At 43.6% G+C, this 21,241-nt stretch carries 26 protein-coding genes; 4 read left to right on the top strand and 22 right to left on the bottom strand.

The annotated features are described in order from the left end of the window. The first annotated feature begins 75 nt into the window (after nucleotides 1-75). Entirely contained in the window at nucleotides 76-852 is a 777-nt protein-coding gene (locus UQ64_RS05330) for a hypothetical protein (RefSeq protein WP_060622456.1), read from the top strand. An 18-nt stretch (nucleotides 853-870) separates the two neighbouring features. Here UQ64_RS05330 and UQ64_RS05325 read toward each other — a convergent pair whose 3' ends face one another. The 12 genes from UQ64_RS05325 to UQ64_RS05280 form a co-directional block, all read right to left on the bottom strand. Then, entirely contained in the window at nucleotides 871-1,662 is a 792-nt protein-coding gene (locus tag UQ64_RS05325) for a lipid II flippase Amj family protein (protein ID WP_060622455.1), read from the bottom strand. Between the two features lie 24 nt (nucleotides 1,663-1,686). Further along, nucleotides 1,687-2,097 (bottom strand): ribosomal maturation YjgA family protein, encoded by a 411-nt coding sequence (locus tag UQ64_RS05320; protein ID WP_082650993.1) that lies wholly within the window; start codon nucleotides 2,095-2,097, stop codon nucleotides 1,687-1,689. A 219-nt stretch (nucleotides 2,098-2,316) separates the two neighbouring features. Further along, entirely contained in the window at nucleotides 2,317-2,934 is a 618-nt protein-coding gene (locus UQ64_RS05315) for a histidine phosphatase family protein (RefSeq protein WP_060622453.1), read from the bottom strand. Nucleotides 2,935-2,952: 18 nt separating this feature from the next. Next, a complete protein-coding gene (locus UQ64_RS05310; RefSeq protein WP_060622492.1) occupies nucleotides 2,953-3,426 on the bottom strand; it encodes an NUDIX domain-containing protein in 474 nt (157 codons plus the stop codon). Between the two features lie 209 nt (nucleotides 3,427-3,635). After that, the gene (locus UQ64_RS32535; protein ID WP_279306850.1) at nucleotides 3,636-3,764 is read right to left on the bottom strand and encodes a hypothetical protein; all 129 of its coding nucleotides are present in this window, start codon (nucleotides 3,762-3,764) and stop codon (nucleotides 3,636-3,638) included. Between the two features lie 78 nt (nucleotides 3,765-3,842). Continuing rightward, nucleotides 3,843-4,079: a 2-thiouracil desulfurase family protein gene (locus UQ64_RS32530; RefSeq protein WP_280818153.1), complete on the bottom strand. Its 237-nt coding sequence runs from the start codon at nucleotides 4,077-4,079 to the stop codon at nucleotides 3,843-3,845. Next, nucleotides 4,006-4,308 (bottom strand): 2-thiouracil desulfurase family protein, encoded by a 303-nt coding sequence (locus tag UQ64_RS05305; RefSeq protein WP_280818152.1) that lies wholly within the window; start codon nucleotides 4,306-4,308, stop codon nucleotides 4,006-4,008. Before UQ64_RS05305 ends, UQ64_RS32530 begins: the two co-directional genes overlap by 74 nt. Before the next feature lie 108 nt (nucleotides 4,309-4,416). After that, nucleotides 4,417-4,968 (bottom strand): putative ABC transporter permease, encoded by a 552-nt coding sequence (locus tag UQ64_RS05300; protein WP_156417453.1) that lies wholly within the window; start codon nucleotides 4,966-4,968, stop codon nucleotides 4,417-4,419. A gap of 385 nt (nucleotides 4,969-5,353) precedes the next feature. After that, a complete protein-coding gene (locus tag UQ64_RS05295) occupies nucleotides 5,354-5,533 on the bottom strand; it encodes a hypothetical protein (RefSeq protein ID WP_042126589.1) in 180 nt (59 codons plus the stop codon). 91 nt (nucleotides 5,534-5,624) lie between these two features. Beyond that, entirely contained in the window at nucleotides 5,625-6,311 is a 687-nt protein-coding gene (locus UQ64_RS05290) for an LrgB family protein (protein WP_060622452.1), read from the bottom strand. Next, the gene (locus UQ64_RS05285) at nucleotides 6,311-6,721 is read right to left on the bottom strand and encodes a CidA/LrgA family holin-like protein (RefSeq protein ID WP_082650992.1); all 411 of its coding nucleotides are present in this window, start codon (nucleotides 6,719-6,721) and stop codon (nucleotides 6,311-6,313) included. The genes UQ64_RS05290 and UQ64_RS05285 overlap by 1 nt, the downstream gene beginning before the upstream one ends. A 210-nt stretch (nucleotides 6,722-6,931) precedes the next feature. Beyond that, the gene (locus tag UQ64_RS05280) at nucleotides 6,932-7,606 is read right to left on the bottom strand and encodes an NAD(P)H-dependent oxidoreductase (RefSeq protein WP_060622451.1); all 675 of its coding nucleotides are present in this window, start codon (nucleotides 7,604-7,606) and stop codon (nucleotides 6,932-6,934) included. Between the two features lie 151 nt (nucleotides 7,607-7,757). On the opposite strand from UQ64_RS05280, the gene UQ64_RS05275 reads away from it, so the two are divergent. Then, nucleotides 7,758-8,150 (top strand): winged helix-turn-helix transcriptional regulator, encoded by a 393-nt coding sequence (locus UQ64_RS05275; protein ID WP_060622450.1) that lies wholly within the window; start codon nucleotides 7,758-7,760, stop codon nucleotides 8,148-8,150. Between the two features lie 16 nt (nucleotides 8,151-8,166). Here the strand turns inward: UQ64_RS05275 and UQ64_RS05270 are convergent, their stop codons facing one another. The 10 genes from UQ64_RS05270 to UQ64_RS05225 all read right to left on the bottom strand — a co-directional run bounded on the left by UQ64_RS05270 (nucleotide 8,167) and on the right by UQ64_RS05225 (nucleotide 18,916). Beyond that, complete coding sequence (locus UQ64_RS05270) at nucleotides 8,167-8,544, bottom strand: YkvA family protein (protein ID WP_082650991.1); 378 nt, start codon at nucleotides 8,542-8,544, stop codon at nucleotides 8,167-8,169. 111 nt (nucleotides 8,545-8,655) lie between these two features. Next, on the bottom strand, nucleotides 8,656-9,294 hold the full coding sequence (locus tag UQ64_RS05265) for a Vat family streptogramin A O-acetyltransferase (protein WP_060622449.1): 639 nt from the start codon (nucleotides 9,292-9,294) through the stop codon (nucleotides 8,656-8,658). A gap of 116 nt (nucleotides 9,295-9,410) precedes the next feature. Beyond that, nucleotides 9,411-10,685, bottom strand: a complete 1,275-nt coding sequence (rhaA, locus tag UQ64_RS05260) for an L-rhamnose isomerase (protein WP_060622448.1) — start codon at nucleotides 10,683-10,685, stop codon at nucleotides 9,411-9,413. Nucleotides 10,686-10,794: 109 nt separating this feature from the next. After that, nucleotides 10,795-12,240 (bottom strand): rhamnulokinase, encoded by a 1,446-nt coding sequence (rhaB, locus tag UQ64_RS05255; RefSeq protein WP_280818154.1) that lies wholly within the window; start codon nucleotides 12,238-12,240, stop codon nucleotides 10,795-10,797. Between the two features lie 55 nt (nucleotides 12,241-12,295). Continuing rightward, on the bottom strand, nucleotides 12,296-13,024 hold the full coding sequence (locus UQ64_RS05250) for a LutC/YkgG family protein (RefSeq protein WP_060622446.1): 729 nt from the start codon (nucleotides 13,022-13,024) through the stop codon (nucleotides 12,296-12,298). Beyond that, entirely contained in the window at nucleotides 13,017-14,570 is a 1,554-nt protein-coding gene (locus UQ64_RS05245; protein WP_060622445.1) for a LutB/LldF family L-lactate oxidation iron-sulfur protein, read from the bottom strand. Before UQ64_RS05245 ends, UQ64_RS05250 begins: the two co-directional genes overlap by 8 nt. Continuing rightward, nucleotides 14,567-15,295: a (Fe-S)-binding protein gene (locus tag UQ64_RS05240; RefSeq protein ID WP_060622444.1), complete on the bottom strand. Its 729-nt coding sequence runs from the start codon at nucleotides 15,293-15,295 to the stop codon at nucleotides 14,567-14,569. Before UQ64_RS05240 ends, UQ64_RS05245 begins: the two co-directional genes overlap by 4 nt. A 26-nt stretch (nucleotides 15,296-15,321) precedes the next feature. Next, nucleotides 15,322-16,080, bottom strand: a complete 759-nt coding sequence (locus tag UQ64_RS05235) for a DeoR/GlpR family DNA-binding transcription regulator (RefSeq protein WP_060622443.1) — start codon at nucleotides 16,078-16,080, stop codon at nucleotides 15,322-15,324. Nucleotides 16,081-16,118: 38 nt separating this feature from the next. Then, complete coding sequence (locus UQ64_RS05230; RefSeq protein ID WP_060622442.1) at nucleotides 16,119-18,188, bottom strand: bifunctional rhamnulose-1-phosphate aldolase/short-chain dehydrogenase; 2,070 nt, start codon at nucleotides 18,186-18,188, stop codon at nucleotides 16,119-16,121. Between the two features lie 224 nt (nucleotides 18,189-18,412). Continuing rightward, nucleotides 18,413-18,916, bottom strand: a complete 504-nt coding sequence (locus tag UQ64_RS05225) for a GNAT family N-acetyltransferase (protein WP_060622441.1) — start codon at nucleotides 18,914-18,916, stop codon at nucleotides 18,413-18,415. A gap of 175 nt (nucleotides 18,917-19,091) precedes the next feature. On the opposite strand from UQ64_RS05225, the gene UQ64_RS05220 reads away from it, so the two are divergent. Together UQ64_RS05220 and UQ64_RS05215 are read left to right on the top strand one after the other, a co-directional pair. Beyond that, a complete protein-coding gene (locus UQ64_RS05220; RefSeq protein ID WP_060622440.1) occupies nucleotides 19,092-20,000 on the top strand; it encodes an alpha/beta fold hydrolase in 909 nt (302 codons plus the stop codon). A 183-nt stretch (nucleotides 20,001-20,183) separates the two neighbouring features. Then, a complete protein-coding gene (locus UQ64_RS05215) occupies nucleotides 20,184-21,212 on the top strand; it encodes a glycosyltransferase family 4 protein (protein WP_060622439.1) in 1,029 nt (342 codons plus the stop codon). Nucleotides 21,213-21,241: the final 29 nt, after the last annotated feature.

Raw genomic sequence — 21,241 nt, 5'->3', positions numbered from 1 at the left:
CTCGCAAGATAGGCATTCCTGCCTATCTTGGAGGTGCTTTTTTGCGCGCATAGACTAATTAAGGAGCTGAAACGAATGTTTATTCACAAATTTAGTTATTTAAAGAGGTTCGTCCAATTAATCCTTGTAGTAGCTCTCCTCAACAGCAACCTTACAATGGCTTCTGCAGGTACAGATTGGGATTCTGCCTTAGATGACATTAACGGTCTCCATGGTAACTATACCTCGCTTCAAACAGGCCTCAAGTCCGATAGCTCAAAAATTCAAATACTGCGTAAGCAGAATAATGATACGCTGAAATCAATTCACTCTGTCATAGAGTCAACAGATAAGGCTCTGCTGAGTCGCTTATCATCTGAAGCTACATCAGCTCAGAAGAAACATGCTCCCCTACTGGAACAATACAGCACACTCAGTAAGCAGTCTACCGCAGCCAAGAAAGCTAGGGACTTTAAGACTGCCACTCTCCTGGATCTAAGACGCAATAAGCTCAAGGCTGCAGTAACGCTCGCCCGAACTGAAATTAAGGCGAAGACAGACGCTTTGGCAACTGCCCGCAAGCAAACCGCTGCCAAGATCAAGCCTATCAAAGATGCTCTAGCACCGATCACAGCTTTGAAGAAGCAAATTACCGCAGAGAACAAGAATATCTCTGTAGCACAGAAAGCTCGTTCAGACGCAGATAAACTCTATAAATCGGCTGTAAAACAAGGAGATGCGATTACGGCAGCAACAAAAATGAGAGCATCCTATGAACAAATGTTGCGGATTCATTCCATGCAACAGAATATTTACACCTGGGAGCAGAAGATCTCGCTAGCTCTACGAGCAGCAGAGTCTAAGCTTCCATAATGATTCACTCCCACCGGCTCATATCAGCTTCACTAACATACTAATTAGTTGGGCTGCGGGCACAATTAGGAGCTGAGCAAATATAGTACCTAGAAATCGTGAACCCATCAATACCACATATATTTTCCCTAGCTGATCACGGTATTCTACATTTTCAGTGGCTTTATGGGTAATAAGACCAAGCTGTGGGTCGATAAATATGGTCAGCAGTATAGTCGCCATTCCGTTAATCAATCCTGAGGCTTGAGAAGCAGTCGTGCTATATTGAGGCATTAGATGAGCAGCATACAAAGATGATATGACCCCTACGGTGTAAAAGGCTGTAACAAAAACATTCATAACAATAAAACGTTTAGGAATTCCCAGGTATCTGAAGTTATATAAATTCACTTTTGGTTTTCTTATGTATTTTCTAGTATTTTTTAACTGCCCGATCGTTACGCTCGTAAGCAGCTTGGGAATAGAACCTTCGATTTCAAGCTTTGAGATGATTCTCCCAAACAAGCCTACAAAAGTAGGGAAAATAGCAATGGCAATTAATGTCCCTAATGAAGAAGCTAACAATATAATTCTCAAGTAATTAAGAAGTGGGAAATCAGAATGTATTTTGGCATAATCTACGAATTTAGCCGTCAGTGGAGCTTGAATCATGTTTGCAGTTCTTGACACGAGAACAATAATGCCTGTCAGAGACAGAGCAATTGCTATCTTGTTCAGCTTCACTCCGGCGTATCTTACCGAATAGGATAAGGTTTCCGCTGTATGAATAATCATTGTAAGCAAGCATACTACAATCAAGCTATTTACCATTTGTAGGTTCATCTCCAATGAAAGCTATTTATCTATTCGGTGCAGTTTTGGACGAAAGTATTGATCCAATCCATAAGAAAGCGTAATTCCAACGGTATATCGAACAAGGTCAATCCAAAGGAACCCCTTTCCAAGAATCAACCCGCCGATTATGGTAGCACGGACGCTGTTGATCCACTCCGCTTGATACAGTTGGCTAAATTCTATGCCGAAGCTAAACATCAGGCTCCACATAAAAGCGATCCACAGCTTCCGGTTCACTAGCAGTACACGAAACATAAAGTAAACCATGCTGCCCCAAAGCGCGTCTCCAAAATGTCTTATTACAAACAAGGGTAGCTGTTCAGAGAATGCTCTAGAGCATAACCCCAGTACAATAACAATTAGGCAGATGCATGCATAAATAACTCTTTCTTTTAAAGCATTGACTCTCATTTCCATCCTCTATCCTGCGTCTGACTTGAAGTTTATGCTTGCGATGATATTAATCATCATGATATAAAACGGATAAATAATCATGACCCTATTATGATTAACCCTGTTACCGGTACTGGTTTATCCGCAGTTTCTGTAATTGGGAACCATGCTGCGAATAAATTAATGAACAGAACCAAGTAGGGAAAACACAGGATCGTAGTGAAATACATAGATTTTTTACCGTTCAAATATTTTTTTGTCATCCAAACAAACCCTAAGTACTTCGGGGTTCCACATTCGTTCCACACTAGTGAGCTCTAATTCGTCAAATTCCAGCCTATAAATATCTGGTTTCGAAGTCTGTTCAAAGAACTCATAACCATACTCTTTATTGAAGTAATTCAGGATAATGGTCATGATATTCCCGTGGGTACCTAGTGCAATTTTGCCGCCTTTATGCGTCTCGATTAATTGCTTCATGATAGGAATCGCACGCTCTTGCGCTCCCTGAGTACTTTCTCCATTCGGCATTTTATATTGTAAGTCTGTGAATGATGTCCGGATACCTTGAAGAAATTCTTGTTCACTGATCTCAATTTCCACACTTGCGATGGCTCTTTCTCTAAGTTCCTCATACAGCTTAATTTCTTGATCTGAAGCTTCAGCCAAATACTTAATTGTATCTATGGCTCGTCTATAAGGACTGGAGACAAAATGTGTGATCTCTTCCTCCGCCAATATTTCTTTAATTCTATAAGCGTCCTCATGCCCTTTATCAGATAATCCTCGTTCCCTCTCATCTCCAAGCACAAAAGGTGATACCGCGTGCCTAATCATATAAATAAAAGTCTTCATGCGTTACTCCTCTCCAGCTCACTCAAATATCGTTTTTGCCGCCTCGCGGTCTTTCTTGAAAATCTCTACTGGATAGGGAATGGCCATCTCGGGCAGCTCACTCTCTTTAAAAAACTTAAATTCTTCGACTTCTCCATCCATTGCTCTCAGCGTTCCACGGATGATAGAACACTCAAATACGATGACTGTATATTCCACCTGATCTCCATTGTTATATTCGTATCTATATTTTCCTCCACCAAAAACCCCAAGAATGGAAGTAGGAAGCACCATTAATCCAGTCTCTTCATATACTTCTCTTCGCAAAGTTCTTCCCGGCCGTTCCCCTGGCTCGATGGCGCCTGCTGGCAATCCCCACAAGGACTCTTCAGGTTTTCGAATAAACAGAATTTCATCTTCTTTATTTCTTATTACTGCAGCTACGGAAGGCATCATTAATAACTCTGAACCCACTTTTCCTCGGATCTCCTGATAATACTCAGACATCGGCACGCTATTCATCCATCCTCTCACACCGTTTTGTAGAACATTATCCTATTTTCCTCCGGCTTCCCAAAAATCCACATTATGTATATATTAGACATCCTGTGATGGAATCCTTTAGATTCAGCAATATGCTTAGCGTGGAACAAAAAAAGCTTCCGAACGGCTCAATACTTTCTGAGGTCCGGAAGCAGTTACAATGAGGTGAGACTTTTAACTTAATGTTTCCCTTTGTAGCCGGCAAGCTGTACGATCATGATGACAAGAACAAGCAATGAAATGAGCTGATCAATACTCATCTGCGTCCGCCTCCAATCCCAAATGAAGGATGGCTCTTCGGACGGCATTTCCTCTCCCAAGGACCTGCTTAGTTCCCCTTATACACACTATGTAACATGAGTTCGATTTATTACTTTAAAAATGACTTACCCATCCATACGAGCTAGTTCTTTCTCTACTTCATCTATTTGATCTTCACCGAACACCTTAAACCCATTCTGCCGTAATAACTCCGTAGTTGTACCTTCTCCTGGCATCTTCGTATCCATAAAAGTACCATCATAAATATAAAGACTACCACAAGAAGGACTATCCTGTTTTAAAATCGCTAATGTAACTTGATGTTCTGCAGCCAGCTTCAGCGTTGCTTGAGCACCTTTCATAAAGGGTTCCGTAACATCCACACCTGCACCTGTTTACTACCCGCTCACCTTGCCGCTGAGCATCTGGACGAGGCGTTGATAATCCACCGACTACCTCAGGACAAATGTGGACAAAACGCCCTTCCTCATACCACTTCAGGAAACGAGCATCGAGACACGGCACATCGCCATTATCATAACGTACTTTATGTCCTAACAGACATGCGCTTACTAGAATCTTCCCTGTCATCGTTATCCATTTACGAGGCGAAACTGATATGCAAGATTGAGATGCTAGTCCCTGAAATGTTTGTGCTTCATACACAAAAGAATGCTCATAATGTCCATAAAGAACGCATTAATCTTGATATTGAGGGGTCTTTTCACTCCGATACCGACTCCAGCAAGTCCATAATAAATCTGCCATAAGGTATAGACCCACCAAAGGAAATATGAGTTCCCAAACGTTATGGACTTGAGAATATAAACGCTCCATAAAGGGCTGAATCCCATATACACAAGCTATCGAAAGCGCCCACCAATATAGGGAGAAACGAAGGCAAATATGCCCTTGCAGCTGGTAAGACATCCCTGAGTAATCCCACCATTGCTTTTGAAACACAGTCTTCAGTAACCAACCACTTACATATTCAACAGCTGAAGGAATGACTAACGCAAGAAGAAGGAACATTGGGAAAGGCAGAGTTAAGTCTCTGGCAATCAGTAGAAGCAGTGGTGCGAATCCATACATTGGTTTAAAGGGACCTTTTAGAAACCCCTCTTTGCGAAAGCTTCCATTGCTATATAAGTTATATGTACCTTCCAATACCCAACCTAAAAAAGAGTAGATCATAAAATAAAAGAAATATTGGCCCGTATCTCCGCTTGAAGAAAATATAGTCGTCATCATGTTTATACTCCGCTCCTAGCTGTCATTATTTTCTTAAATATCCATCCGGCCCTATTATGCCTTAATTCTTCAGGAGATATGCGCATAGAAAAAAGACATAACCCAAAGGTTATGCCTTCATTACAAACTACCATACTTTTTCTCAAAGTTGCCTGCTAGGGCCTCACCACGTTTTTTCCGATATCGGCTGTTCTCATTCCGACTACGCATTTCATTTACTCCCTGCTACAAGAATGGCTGAGATCTGTGAAATTTGCGAGTAGCTATTAGGAACTTGGAGAAACTCTCTGATGAGGTTGTACCTGAATTCATTATACAATAATTGCTAAATTCGTCTCAAGCAAAACAGACTGCCCAGTGAAGGACAGTCTGTCTTCCGAATCATTTAGTCCAAATCGTTAGGAAGCGGATCAGGATGGGAGGACTCTGCAGGCTTGGCTACCCAATCGTCTGCTTCTGGCTCGATGTCCACGCCATTCTCCATCTTCTTAATTTCAGCTAATGAATCGCCGTCTTTATTTTCCTTGTTGCGGATTTCCGCTTCATCTTGAGAATAATCTGACATGTGAAATCCTCCTCAGGTACTTTGCTTTATTTGTTCCTTAGTTATAGTTACCCGATGGAGTGTTTTGCAAACATGATTACGATGAATGAATTTAAGGGTACATGATCCAAGCTACTACCGGACCAATACATGAACCGACAATAGCACAAACGGTCATCGCTACCGAGCTCATTGAAACTGACTGTTCACCATATTCCAGTGCCTTTGCAGTTCCTAGAGCATGGGAACCCGTTCCTAAACCGATTCCAATCCCAACTTCGCTTCGAATCCTAAACAGCTTAATGATTAGAGGACCGCCAATCGCACCTGTAAATCCGGCAATCATTACAAATACGGAGGTTAGCGAGGAGTCCCCACCTAAACCATTTGAGATCTGTATCGCTACAGGCGTTGTGATCGATTTTGGCAGTATGGACAGAACATATAATTTAGAGAATCCTAGGCCTGCCGCCAAAAGCAAACCACTGAACATTCCTAATAACAGACCTACAATCGCTCCCCCCAGGATGGCCGGAAGATTCTCAACTAACACATTACGTTGTTTATACAATGGGTAGGCTAGCGCTACTACAGCAGGGCCGAGCAGCTGATTAATCCACTGACCGCCTATCATATATGTATCATACGGAATATGAAAATATAGAAGTATTGCTACAACAAGGACTGTTGCTGTTAGCGCTGGAATCAATACAGGAAACCGAAAACGTCTATATATTACAGACATCATCAAATAAATAGCAACATTAAGCAGGACAATTCCTGTCGCGATAAAAAACATTATATTTCCTTCCCCTTTTCGCTTAAGCTCTTGCTGTTCCAGCCCACCTTGGTCTTACCTTTCAAGGTTGAAAGCCATTGACTGGTATGTGCTGCTGTTGCAATTGTGAGGACGCTGCTAACGATAAGAATCAAGATTAATAGCAAACCTCTTCCACTAAAAATATCCATATGCTTCACGATCCCAGCCGTCGCTGGAATAAAAAATAACGGAAGGTAAGCTAATATTGTTGTTGCACCATCTTCAATCCACTTCACTGGTACGACCTTGAATAACAATAAAACAAAGAGCAACAGTAATCCGACGATACTCCCAGAAACGGGAAGATGCAGCTGCTTTTGCAGGAAGTCCCCAGCCAAGTAGAACAAATAAAGCAGGAACACTTGAATAATAATGCGAATGATTTTCATGATGCAGGATCCCTTCATTATTAAATTAACTCGATAAAGCTTAAAACAGGTCACCTCAATAAGAGTATCAGAGTTTTCATGAAAATTTCAATTACTTTTCGAATCTTGTAAGAATTAAACAAAAATAACCTGCATCATTTCCAGTACACCGGAAACTTTGCAGGTTTAGTTATCTTCGTTATGCTGCTCAGGAATGAGATTCCAGCTTAGTTATACCCACTGAACGACTTGCTCTGCGACTTGTCTTGTTTTGCCACGTGGTTCATTCAAACGATATCCAAAGGCTACCATACAGGAGATTCCAAAATGGTCTGCATCCATAATCCCCTCTTCGGTAAGAATCTGCTCTATCTTCGCCTTATCGAAACCTTCCATTGGGCAAGAATCGATTCCGATTAAAGCGGCTGATGTCATCATATTACCAAGGGCTATATAAGTCTGCCGGCAGCTCCATTCGAACATAGCACGCTCATTCTCCATCAACCCAAAATCAACCTTCAAGAACTTATCGTACATATTACCTTTCCCTTCCATCACTTCTGGAGGTAGCTCCTGCACATGCTCCATAAACCCTTTAATATAATCAGAATCAGCAGCCATATCTTTAGGAAGACGAGAGAGAATAAGTACAAAGTGACTTGCTGTTGGCAATTGCTTTTGTGCTCCCCAGGCATGAGCTCGTAATTTCTCGCGTATTTCCGGACTTTGTACTACGACAAAACGCCAAGGCTCAAATCCGAATGAACTTGGTGACAGACGTCCTGTTTCCAGGATAAACTGAAAGTCTGACTCACTAATTTTTTTATGACTATCAAATTCTTTAGTTGCATGTCTGAACTGGTAGGCAGACAGAATTTCATTCTTGTTTAATGATAAAGTATCCATATTTAACACTCCTTTTGTTTGCTTAGAATCAACGACCCATTTGACTGTTTGCCGTTCTCATGCTTAATATTAGAATATATATCACTTCTTTAAAAGTACGCACATTAATGTTAGGTAGTATACAAAATGATACTATGGGAGTTGAACGGCAATGCGTGATCGAAAAGGTGGATTCGGAGATTTCCCAGGAGGCAATAAGGAAGCTTGCCCTGTGGAATTTACGCTCGATGTTATAGGAGGAAAATGGAAGGGGATTCTCATCTATCACTTGATGGATGGAACGAAGCGCTTTAACGAATTTCGCCGGATATGCCCAGGAATTACTCAACGCATGTTAACCCTGCAACTAAGAGAGCTGGAAGAAGATGGGGTTGTACACCGTGAGGTCTACCATCAGGTTCCCCCGAAAGTCGAATACTCTTTAACTGAATTTGGCAAGACACTGACCCCTATTATTAAACTCATGAAAGACTGGGGCGAGGTTTACAAAACAAAACAGCTTTCCGCAGAAAGCTGTCCAGAAGGTACAAATATTACGGTGTAGCTCAAAGCTGCACCTTTTATTTTTCCCCATTAAAAAATGCTTCGGCCTTTTCCTTATGTTCGTTAGTTACCTGACCAGATATCGCTTTAATGCCTGCTGCAATGACCGCTGCATCATCTGTAAATCCAAGGCCGAGAATCGCATCGGGTATCGCATCTATTGGAGAAATAAAATAAGCCAATGCACCGAAAGCAATTCCTTTTGCCCATAAAGGTGTCTTAGCGTCGACGGCACAATAATACATCGCGATAGCATCTTTAGTAAATGGAATCTTGCCTGCGAACTTTTTAGTTTTTGTCCAAAAATTCTGAGTTACCATATCCTCATTTTCTTTGCTGTATGGAAACTTCTCTGCTGTGAGTTCCTCAGTGATCTTATCATCATCTTTCTTCATTATTTGTTCCCTCCGCAAGGTTCATATGAAGTACATACAGTCAGTATACCCTCAGCTATTATTTATATCTTTAAGATAAACTATAGCTCGTTCTATGAAACTTACACAATATCATTTAATTTCTTTAATTTTAGTCAAATCACTGCTGCATAACGCTTCAAGATTATTAAAGATTCGCTCGGCATCCCAATCCCACCATTTAAGCACTTCAAGATATTCGATCAATTCATCATCAAAACGTTGTCTAATCACTTTACAGGGATTTCCTCCAGCCACACTATAAGCCGGGATATCTTTCACAACTGTTGAATTAGCTGCGATGACGGCTCCATTTCCTATATGTACACCAGGCATAACCGTAACATTCTGCCCAATCCACACATCGTTACCGATTACTGTATCTCCTTTTAAGGGTAAATCTGATAGCTCTGGCACTGCATGCTCCCAGCCATTAGCCATAATATTGAAAGGGTAGGTCGTAACAGAATGCATTCGATGGTTCGCACCATTCATGATAAATTCAATGCCTTTGGCAATTGCGCAGAACTTCCCAATAATGAGCTTGTCGCCAATAAAATCATAATGATGAGTCACATGCTCCTCAAACTTTTCCGCACCGTCTATATCATCATAGTACGTATAATCGCCAACCATAATATTTTTTCTTGTAATCACATTTTTGATATAACAGATACTTTTAATCTGTTCATTCGGATAGAGCGCATTCGGATCCGGTCCATATTTCTCCATAATAACGCCTCTCTCTCTTTTTGATAAAACATAGCAGAGATTACACTCTTTTTCAAATAGACTGGGTAGTCAAACAAAAAAAGCGGCCACCATTTGGTAACCGTCCAATAACTACTTTACCTTTTCGCTAAAACATCTACTTCATATTGCTTCACATCGTTCAGCCAATTTTCACGGACAGGCACACCATTCGTCGCACAATAATAATCCCAAACAGCTCCGAAAGGATAAGATTTCAATTCCTCTACAAGTGCAAGTCTAGTAGTATAATCCCCATCCCGTTCAATTTGCTTCAATAGCTCTATCGGTTCCAACATCGCACGTAGCAAGGCTTTGATTGTGTTCCGTGTTCCGATCACCCAAGCGGCAATATGATTGATGCTCCCGTCAAAGAAATCCAGTCCGATATGAGTCCTGTCAAGAAATTGACCTCTTACTAGTTCACGGGCAATCTCTAGTAGTTCATCATCCATAGTCACCACATGATCACTATCCCAGCGTACTGGACGGCTAACATGTAGCAGCAATTGATCACCAAACAGCAGCCAAGAGGATAGTTTATTCGAGATGGTCTCGGTCGGATGGAAATGTCCAGCATCGAAGCAAACCGCTTTGCCCCGGTTTAGTGCATAACCCATATAAAATTCATGCGAACCTACCACATAACTTTCTGAGCCAATTCCGAACAGCTTGCTTTCTACAGCATCAATATTATATTGCTGATCGATCTCCTCGCTGAAAATCTCATCCAGTGATTGCTGAAGCCGTACCCTCGGCGATAGACGGTCGATCGGTGTATCTTTGTATCCATCTGGAACCCAGAAGTTGGTTACACAAGGCTGACCTAGTGCCTGCCCGAAAGATTCGGAGATTCGGCGTGAAGCCTTGCAATGAGCAATCCAGAAGTTGCGGATTTCAGGATTCGAGTGGCTTAGTGTGAAGCCATCATTAGCTTTTTCATGAGAGAAGCAAGTGGGATTGAAATCCAATCCAAGTCCCTGCTCCTTAGCCCAGTTCACCCATCTTTCAAAATGCTTAGGCTCTAATGCATCAAGATCTACTGTCTCTTCTGTATCGGCATAAATAGCATGTAGATTAACTTTATGACGGCCAGGGATAAGCGCTAAGGCTTGCTCCAAATCACGTCGCAGTTCCTCCGGATTCCTTGCTCGCCCCGGGTAGCTGCCTGTGACCGCGATCCCGCCGCTTAGTTCCTTTTCTTTATTCAGGAAGCCCTTTACATCGTCTCCTTGCCAGCAGTGCAAAGAAATCTTAATTGCTGCAAGCTGCTCTAATACCTTATCTACGTCGATGCCATGCTGTGCGTAGAGCTTTTTCGCCTCATTATAGCTCGTCTGAATGCTCTTTAAGCTTTCTGTATTCTGCTCCATGCTTGAGCCTCCTGATATTGTGTTAGTGATTTCATTTAGGGGTATTTTTGCCTCTCTTTTGCCTGTTATCCGCTTATTCGCTCGATGAGAGTTATTTTACTGGTTACTCTTATACGACCTGCAGTCGAGCAAACTCAGCCAATGCCGCGGTTTTTAAGGTGGAGTCCATCACTTGTGGAGGATAGGTTGTTACATCGAATGAACGATATATAATTTTTCTTGCTTCTTTAATGTCTGCAACCGTGCCCACACTGATCATTTGCATAACCACATTACCTAACGCGGTAGATTCAGTTGGACCAGCGTAAATCTCCATCTCTAGCAGATCCGCCGCAATCTGGCATAGCAATCCATTGTTCGCCCCACCACCTACGATATGAAGCCGATCCCACTTCTCGCCTGTCAACAGCTGAAGATCCTGAACATAGAAATAATAAGAAAGAGCAAGGCTGTCAAACACACATCTAGCAATCTCCCCCGGTGTCTGAGGTACTAACTGACCTACTTCCACACAATAGCACCGTATCTCGCTGATCATACTCGGTGGATTCAGGAATCGTTCATCATTACAGTAGATAATGGATCTAAAAGGAATCTCTTGCGCTGCCAACTCTACCAATTCGCCGAAGCTGTACTGTCCGCCATATTCCTCACGAACCTTTTGAATCAGCCACATCCCCATAATGTTCTTAAGAAACCGGAACGAGCCAAAGGCTCCCCATTCATTCGTATAATTGCGCTCCATCGCCTCTGGACTTGTGATTGCCGAAGCTCGTTCCACCCCTATGAGTGACCAAGTACCACTACTGAGAAATCCCCAGTTGTCGCTACTTGCAGGAACGCCTAGTACAGCCGATGCTGTATCATGAGTGGCTACTGCTATGAACTCACACACTGGAAGATCACCGCGTGCCGACAATTCTTCAGTGAACCCGCCAATTCGTTCCCCGGGTTCCGTTAAGGGGGGGAATTGCTCTTTTGAAAGACCAAGCAGTGCCAGTAGATCAGCATCATAATCCCGAGTTTGCAGATTCAGCAGACCCGTGGTTGAAGCATTCGTGACTTCACTAATTCTGCGTCCCGTAAGCCGATAGTAGAGATAATCAGGAACCAACAAGATTGAATGCGCTTCTTCAAGTTCTACCTGATCATGCACAAACAGCTGGTACAACGTATTAATGGGGAGTACTTGTATGCCTGTCTTTTCGTAAACGCTTTCAGTTGATATATTGCGATGTAGGCTCTGTACCGCTCCATCTGTTCGGGAATCACGATAAGAAAAAACTTCATGAATCCGTGCACCCTCCTGATCTAAAAGTACATAATCTACAGCCCAAGTATCAATTCCCACGGTACACTGCTCGATTCCTTTAGACTTCGCCTTCTGCAAGCCTTTTACGATTTCAGCAAATAAATAATCTACGTCCCAATAAAGATTACCATTCTTCTCAGAGAACCCATTCCTAAAACGGTGAATTTCTGTTAATGATAAGGTTCCTCCCGGTTCTTGCAAGGTTCCGCAGACGACTCTCCCACTAGAAGCTCCGATATCAATAGCAATATGATATTGATCCTGTCTATGCGCCCCAGCAACACTCCTTATCTCCTCATCAGCCTACCAGCAAAGCGAATACGATTCCTGGGCCATGCACGCCTATCGTCAGATCATTCTCAATATCCGCAGAACGACTCGGTCCAGAGATAAAGTGAATACCTGCGGGTAGACCCGATTGTCCCGCTTCATCAAAATCAATAAGCACCTCACCCAGACGAGTCTTCAGCCGCTCCAGCGGAATGATAGCAATTAATGCGGTTGGCAACAGGCTGACAGAGCGGCCTTTATCCGCAGAAGATAGCACTGTAATAGAGCCAGTATAAGCAACTGCATAATCCGCGATAACAATCCCAATATCGGCTTCCGCTGCTCTAGCTTTCCATGCTTCCTGCAAATTCGTATTCCAGACAGATACCCGCGTATCTGCAAGCTCCTCCTCTAGTCGAAGTGACGCGAGCTCGGATACATTTTGCCGGAGAATATAACGGGCGAGCATCTCATTCGCTTTATTGACGATAAAAGCTTTAGCTTCATCCATATCTGCCATGCGAAACACATGCCCACCTGCACTTTGAAAATTCGCAGTAAATTGATCGATGCGTTCTACTGAACTCCACTGGAATTCTTGCCAATAATCTGGAGCGCCGCGATAAGGATGGGTAGGAGCTTCAGTAGTTCTCGGCCGCTTCAGGCGACGAGCGATATCGTTCATGAATGCCTGCTGCTTCGTGCGTGAATCCTGCTCCATACGTTCCAACCATTTAATGTGCGTCTCCTCAGTCATGTCCGGCTCCTCCTTCCAGCTCTTCCAGCTTCCGCTTTGCTAATAAATCTTCCATCCGCTTCTGTATCACGGGGTCCATCTCGCGACTATTTTTGTCTAGCTCCTCCTGCAGCCCTTTCCAGCTCTCACGGAAGGATTCATCCGCCAGCTTCGGAGCGATCCGGTAGTTATTCCAGCCCTTAAGCGGCCCAAGCTTCGACGGAATTCCTCCGTCTCTCACAAGCAGCTTTTGTCCGATTCTACCAACTTTCATCACATTACTGAATCGTTGTGACTTCGCCATAATCGCACCAAAACCTTTCATGCCGAGGCCTTCCACTTTGTCTCCATAACCTCGCTCTACCTTACGTCTCCGTAAATAGATAAGCATATCATGCAGAGGGATTTTGACGGGACAAGCTTCATAACATGCTCCGCACAGACTGGATGCACCTGCAATATCATCCCATTGATCTACATTTTTGTTCAGTGCTGGGGTCAACACCGCTCCGATCGGTCCGCTATAAGTTCCACCATAGGCATGACCGCCAATATGACGGTAGACAGGGCAGGCGTTCAGACAAGCTCCACAGCGGATACAGTTCAGCAGCTCCTGAAATTCTGGATCGCCGAGTTGCTCAGATCGACCATTATCAAGGATTATAATATGTTGCTCTTCCGGTCCGTCACCGTCATCTTTCCTACGGGGTCCCGAAATACCGGACATATATACCGTTAGCTTCTGGCCCGTTGCGGAACGAGGCAACAACGTAGCCATCACTTCAAGATCGCTCCAAGAAGGAATAATCCGCTCCATCCCCATTAAAGTGATTTGCGTCTTCGGCAAGGTGGTTACCATGCGAGCATTGCCCTCATTCTCGAATAGCACCATGGAACCTGTCTCTGCAATCGCAAAATTGCATCCCGTCATCCCAATATCCGCTTCTAGGAATTTCTCCCGTAGCTTGCGCCGTACAAATCCTGCAAGGATTGTAGTCTCGGGCAAAAGCTCCTCCCCTGCCTCCTTGGACAACAGCTCAGCAATCTGATAGCGGTTCTTATGGATGGCAGGAATTATAATATGTGACGGAGTTTCTCCCGCAAGCTGGATAATATATTCACCAAGATCTGTCTCAATCGTCTCCACGTCAATGGATTCCAGCGCCGTATTCAAATGCAGCTCCTCTGTCACCATCGATTTGGATTTGACTACAGAAGCCGCCTGTTTCCGCTGCGCAATCTCTAAGGCAATCTTCACTGCCTCTTCACCCGTTGCCGCAAAATGAATATGCGTGCCGTTCGCTCTTGCATTGTCCGCAAATAGATTTAAATAATAATCGAGATGAGCGATCGTATGCAGGCGAATTTGCCGCCCACGTTCACGCCATTCTTCCCAGTGACCATGATCATTCGCCGCTTTCTGTTTCCCGTCACGCAGCCTTTCCGTGGTAAAGCGAACCGCCTTGCGCAAAAAGTCATTATTCAGCGCCAAGTCGGCACGCTCTTTTACCGAAGCTGGCTTCACATTATTTGATTCCGATTTAGTGTGAGCAGCATTTTGACTCATTGTCCACTCACCCCTTCATACAGTAGCTCTGCTAAATGCATGACTCGGACCGGCTTATGGCGATAACGCAAATTCCCAGCAATATTCATGAGGCAGCCCATATCCAGCCCTGTTAAGACCTCTGCTTCCGACTCCAGCACATGATCTGACTTCTCGGTGACCATCGCCCCGGAGATATCAGACATCTTCACGGCAAAGGTTCCGCCAAACCCACAACAGTCCTCAGCAAAAGGTAGTGGCACTAGCTCCATCGCCTTCACATTCTGCATAAGCTGCATGGGTTCATCGCGAATCCCCAGAATCCGGGTGCCATGACAGGAAGGATGATAGGTAACTTTATGCGGAAATACTGCCCCTAGATCCGTTACACCAAGCACCTGTACCATAAACTGACTGAATTCATAGGATTTACGCTGCAAATTCTGCGCCTTGGCCAAATTAATCGGATCATCCTGAAACAGTTTCGGGTAATGATGAAGCATCCCGGTGCAAGAACCGGAAGGAGCAATGACAAAATCACTGTCTTCGAAAGCCTCCAGAATCGTAAGCGCAGCTTGACGCGCCTCATTCCAATAGCCACTATTGTACGCAGGCTGTCCGCAGCAGGTCTGTACTTCGGGAAATTCCAGCTGTACACCATATCTGGCAAGCAGACGTGCCATCGCTTCTCCCACCTTTGGGTACACAGCATCACTGATGCAAGTAATAAACATCGACACCTTCATGACTTCACCTCCTGCAACACTATTTTCTACACGGTTGTTATTGCGATGTTCAACTCCTGTAGTTGCTTTAGCTGTTCTGTGGCAGGGCTGTAATCCGTTATCACAACATCCAGTTCACTAGTCGTGGCAACATGTGTGAACGCTTGAATTCCGAATTTGCTGGAGTCACAAAGTAGGATCACCTGCTCCGCGATAGAAATCATCTTTCGCTTCACCATCGCTTGCAGCTCATTCGATTCACTGGCACCGCGTTCGAGATGAAATCCTTTGCAGGAAAAAAACATCTTATCCACGTGATATAACTCAAGCGAACGCTCTGCTAAATGTCCAACAAAGGACATCGATCTGCGACTCAGTTGACCACCTGTTGAGATCACATCTATTCGTTCCTTCCCACTTAACTCCGCAGCTACTCTAATAGAATTAGTCAGCACAGTTAGGGGTATATCCGGCAAATGTGAAGCCATATACCATGCAGTTGTACTAGCATCCAGCAAAATTCGATCTCCCGGCTTTATCATCATCACAGCCTCACGAGCAATCTGCTGCTTCTCCGCTGCGTTCATAATTTCACGTTCAGCATATGGCGTCTCTGGCTGACGATCACGGAGACTGACTGCACCACCATGAGAGCGCAGCAGTCTCCCCGCCTTTTCCAAGCGATCAAGATCCCGGCGGATGGTCTCCTCCGTCACTTGGCATAATGTACTCAGTTCCGAGACACGGATGCTGCCGCGTTCATTCACTAGTTCTACGATTCTTTCATATCTGTCTGCAATCAGCATGGCTTCCCTCCGTTATATCTATATATTCCATCTTCCTCTTATCTAGTAAAAGCTGCCGGCACTCCACCGTCAATTGTCAGCATACAGCCCGTAGTCTTCTCTGACTTGGATGAAGCGAAAAAGGCAACGCCTTCAGCAATATCACGTGGATAAATGTTTACAAGCAGTGTTGTGCGTTTACGATAATGCTCCTCTAGTTGATCCGGCTCAATGCCGTAAGCAGCCGCGCGTTCATTCCGCCAATTCGAATTCCAAATCGCAGAGCCTTGTAGAATGGCATCCGGCAAAATGGTATTGGCGCGAATACCGAACTCTCCACCTTCAGCTGCAATACAGCGAGCCAAATGTGCTTCGAGTGCTTTGGCAGAGCTGTAAGCCGAGACGCTTTTCCCAGCAAATATGGAGTTCTTTGAGCCAATAAATACCATACTACCGCCAATTTTTTGCTCCTTCATCACCTTAAAGGCTTCGCGTGCAACGAGGAAATAACCAGTTCCTAGCACGGAAATGTTCAAGTTCCACTCTTTTAATGAAGTCTCGTCAAAAGGACTCGAAGTCGCAAGCCCTGCATTGTTCACAATAATATCTACTCCGCCATAAAAAAGTGCTGTATCCGCATAAGCTGCGGTAACCTGCTCCTCCTGTGTTACATCCATTTTAACAGCGAACGCACGATTCTCACCGTATTTATCGTTAATCTCCTCGGCAATTTTCTGTGCGCCCTCCAGATTGAGATCTGCCAGCACAACATGTGCCCCTTCGGACACTAGACGACGAGCGGTTTCGCTCCCGATTCCTCCTGCCCCACCAGTAATGAATGCAACCTTACGCGAGAATTCTGCTTCTGCTGGTGCCAGCGATAATTTATATAATTCCAGAGGCCAATATTCCACATTGTACGATTCGTTCTCACTAAGAGAGACGAAATCTCCCAGCGCGGTAGCTCCGCGCATAACAGCAATCGCCCGGTGATACAAATCTCCGCTAATTTTGGAGTTGCTCCAGCTTTTTCCTGTATTGATCATTCCCACTCCGGGAATCAGGATCACACGCGGCGCGGCTTCGAATATTACATCTCCCTCATGCTTATTGCGATCGAAGTAAGCTACGTACTGCTCTTTGTAAGCAGTAATCGTTTCGTTCAGCTTCGTCTTCAAGCCATCAATATCACTGGCATTTGGTTCCCAATTCACAAATAGTGGCAGCATCTTAGTATGTACCAAATGATCTGGACAAGCTGCACCTACACTGGATAGTTTCTCCGAGTAAACCCCACCTACAAAACGCAGCACATCCTCTGCATCATCGAAGGTCAGTATCATTTTACGCTCATCACTAACTGCGCCTCTAATTAGTGGCATAACTGCCGCCGCTACAGCCCGCCGCTCTTCTTCCGGAAGTGCTTCCGATTTGCGACCTCCGAACAGGTTCTCATCTTCAATTTTATCTTCGATGTAACGCTCTGCTTCATTAATGATCGAGATCGTCTTCGCGTAACAAGCTTCCGGCGTATCTCCCCAAGTCACCAGACCATGCTTCTCCATCAACACCAATTCTGCTTGTGGATTTGCAAGTACGCCTTCAGCGATCATTTTGGATAAAGTGAACCCAGGACGGATGTAAGGCACCCATACGAATCGGTCCCCATAAATTTCCCGTGCAATATCTTTACCGTTATGAGCACAACACAAGCTGATAATCGCATCAGGATGTGTATGATCTACATGTTTGAATGGTAAAAAAGCATGAAGCAGCGTCTCAATAGAAGCACGCGGATGCTTAGGATCGATCATACAATTCGCGAGGTAAGCCACCATTTCCTCATCAGGCATTTCCTCGCGATCAAACAAAGGCACAATATCTTCAAGCCGCAATCCGGTAAAATTGCCTGCTTTCATTGTAGCCAAGTCAGAGCCGCTACCCTTCACCCACATTACTTCTATCTCACGACCACGGAAATCCAATTCTATTGTTTTACTAGAGGTATTCCCTCCTCCAAAATTACAGACTCTACGATCTTCACCCAGCAGATTTGAGCGATAGACCAGTGCATCCAGACCACCGCTGATGTCTTTTTCCCGTGCGGAATCCCATAAACTTTGTACCATTTGTGAATACCTCCGTTTTTGAATGTTTATTTTTTTGTTTATTTTTGTTTGTTTTGATTTTAATCTATTTGTTTGTGTTTGAATAGAGCGTTTTCAACAAAAATTTAAAATTTATTTCACATTTTAGACGAATCCTCCTTGAATGACCTGGACTTCCATTGCAAAAAACAAAAAAAGAGTTGCCATTTAGCAACTCCTTCACCTCCACTATTTAGCACATCGAATCATAGACTAATCCAGTAGTTACATTTTTCATCCTCAATACCGCTAAGTATTCCTTTGTTCGCTTCAATAACCTTTCTCGAAGATACATTGTTCGGCTCACAAGTCAGCATGACCTTATCAATCCCCAGATCCGCAGCTTTTTTTAATAACTCTGCCAAAAAAATCTTGCCATAGCCCTGTCCCCGTACACTAGGCCTGATGCTATATCCGATGTGTCCACCTGACTTTCTTAATTGATCATTTAAGGAATGTCTTAGCTTTCCAACACCAACAGGATAAGAGTCTATCAATAACCAATAGTTGGTTTGTGGAACATAGTTTGGTTGGAGATTCTCGCCTTGTGAAAGTGCTATTCTACCCCTGATGAAATCAGGAAATTCACTGTAAGCCAAATCAAACCCATTGTTAACGAATCCATTCTCCCCAGGACCTATCTCCAAAATCATTTCAAAAATATCCCGTCCATCTGACAAACTAGCTTCCTTTAGTTCAATTAGCATCATAATCGCCCCCCTGGAACATTAAAAATTGCTTACCGTATCAAAAAATTCTACCGCAAAAAAGAGCCGTCCGCATTATTTAATTGCACTTTCTACAACTAAAATTAACTTCCCCCAATTAAGCTGTATTCGCTCCCACCCTGATACAAATGTTTTATTTTGGATAAGGAGGTTTGTGATGGTAAATATCTTTAAGAATGCCAAGGCGCAAGAACGGGTGTGGCAATCCTATGAGCAGATGGTTGAGCAGTGGCCCATTCCACTTAAAGAGATAGATATCTCTACTACAGCTGGGCTGACGCATTGTATCCTTGCTGGACAAAAGAGTAATCCACCCTTACTACTGTTCCATGGCGTTGGCGATAATTCGGCGGTCATGTGGCTCCTAAACATCGAGGAATTATCGAAGTATTTTTATTGCATCGCGATTGATACTTTGGGTGGACCCGGAAAAAGCATACCTAACGAGCATTTTAACAAACAGAAGTTTGAGCAAGTAGAATGGATTAATGAAATAGCGACGTATCTAAGTATAGACGTCTTTAATATCGCGGGTGTGTCCAATGGCGCCTATATTGCTTTTAATTATGCAACTAAGCAACCGGACAAGGTGAACCGTGTCGTTTGTTTGGAGGGCGGGATGGTCACTGCACCGATCAAAGCCATGATCCAAACCTTACTGATGATGTTCCCGGAGATTCTGATTCCTACAGATCGTAATTTACTGAAAGTTCTGAAGAAGTTAAGTGCACCTAACTCTCCTTTATTTGACAACCATCCAGCATTAGCTGCTCATCTGATCCTTTTAATGCGGACTCATAATCAGCAGGCTATGTTCGTTCATAAGCTTCATCCATACGATAAAAATGCCGCAGTTGCAGTCAGAGACAAGCTTTATTTTCTAGTTGGAGAACACGCGTTAAAACAATCGAAGGATTTCATAGATCTTTTAGAAGATGGAAAATTCCATTATCAAGTCATCCCGCATGCGGGACACGGCATTAATCACGAGCAACCGGATAGAGTAAACACTGAGATCATCAATTTCCTGACAGACGATAATGATAAATCACTTACATCCATATGAAAGCGTTACTTTATGTTTGTTCAGAATTATGATATCGATTTTGTTCAACTGGCTTTATCTAAAGCTATTGCAAGAATAGGTTTCCTTATACTAGATAAATGGTACCTTTCTAAGCGAGTTGAATAAAATAAGAGTAACATCGTTTGACGATTAAGCCCTAACTTGGAAGGGACGGGATTATCAATGAGATTCACATTCCCTATTCTGACCTTATCTCATGGCGGGGCTCAACGCATGCTGGTAGAGCTCACCAATGGGCTAACAGCTATGGGGCATCAGGTTACTATCCTTATGCCTGTGGATGGGGTTGTTTCCTATGATGTCCACTCCACCTTAATGCGCACCACACATATGGCGCTTCAGGAACAGGACTATCCCTCAGGTGATGTGATTGTTTCTAATTTTCATACGACAGTCCCTACCTCTCAAGCAGCTAGTAATCTAGGAAAAGGAATTCATGTGAGATTGTCATTATGTTATGAACCCCCCTTTTTACCGGATAGTTCGCTGTCGTTTCCTTCTTATCATGTCACAGAGCATCTAATTGTTTTATCGCATTGGCAGCAGGAGTTGATTCGCTTAAATCATGGGATCACAGGAAACATTGTGCCCATTGGCATTAGCTCCTCCTTCAAGAATATGAATATCCGTCACAGTCTTCAGGAGCCTTTAAACATAACAGCTATATTAAGAAAAGCTGAACGTGGTTTCTCATGGCACCGTGAGCAAAACTATCTTATAGAGCAGCTGGATCACGTGAAAAATCAATTTTCTAATGTAAATATTAACTTTATCAGTCCGCCCGACGAGTTCAACACTTCAGAAGTTCTCCAAAGAATGAAAGCTACCGGCAAATATCGTTTCTTCACGCCAGCAAATGATGAGGAGCTCTGTTACCATTACAATGGTGCGGATATCTTTGTTAGTTCAAGTATTTTTGATACGGGTTCTTTGCCTGGACTTGAAGCCATGCGGTGTGGCGCAGCCCTCGTCTCTGTTTATTCAGGTGGTAATATGGAATACGCACGTCACGAGAAGAACTGTCTGCTCTCTTTTCGTTACGAGAATCGGCTTGGTGAAGATGTCATCCGCTTAATTCAAGACCCAAACTTGAGAACAAAATTAGCAGCACAGGGTGAAAAATCCTCACACAAATGGACATGGGAAAATAGTGTCAAGTTATTTGAACAAGCGATTAGAGATATATTATAAAAAAACAGCAAGTCTCTGGATGAGATTTG

The organism is Paenibacillus etheri (genome assembly GCF_001012825.1).
GTDB lineage: Bacteria > Bacillota > Bacilli > Paenibacillales > Paenibacillaceae > Paenibacillus_AQ > Paenibacillus_AQ etheri.
This window is presented reverse-complemented; position numbering and strand designations above follow the sequence as displayed.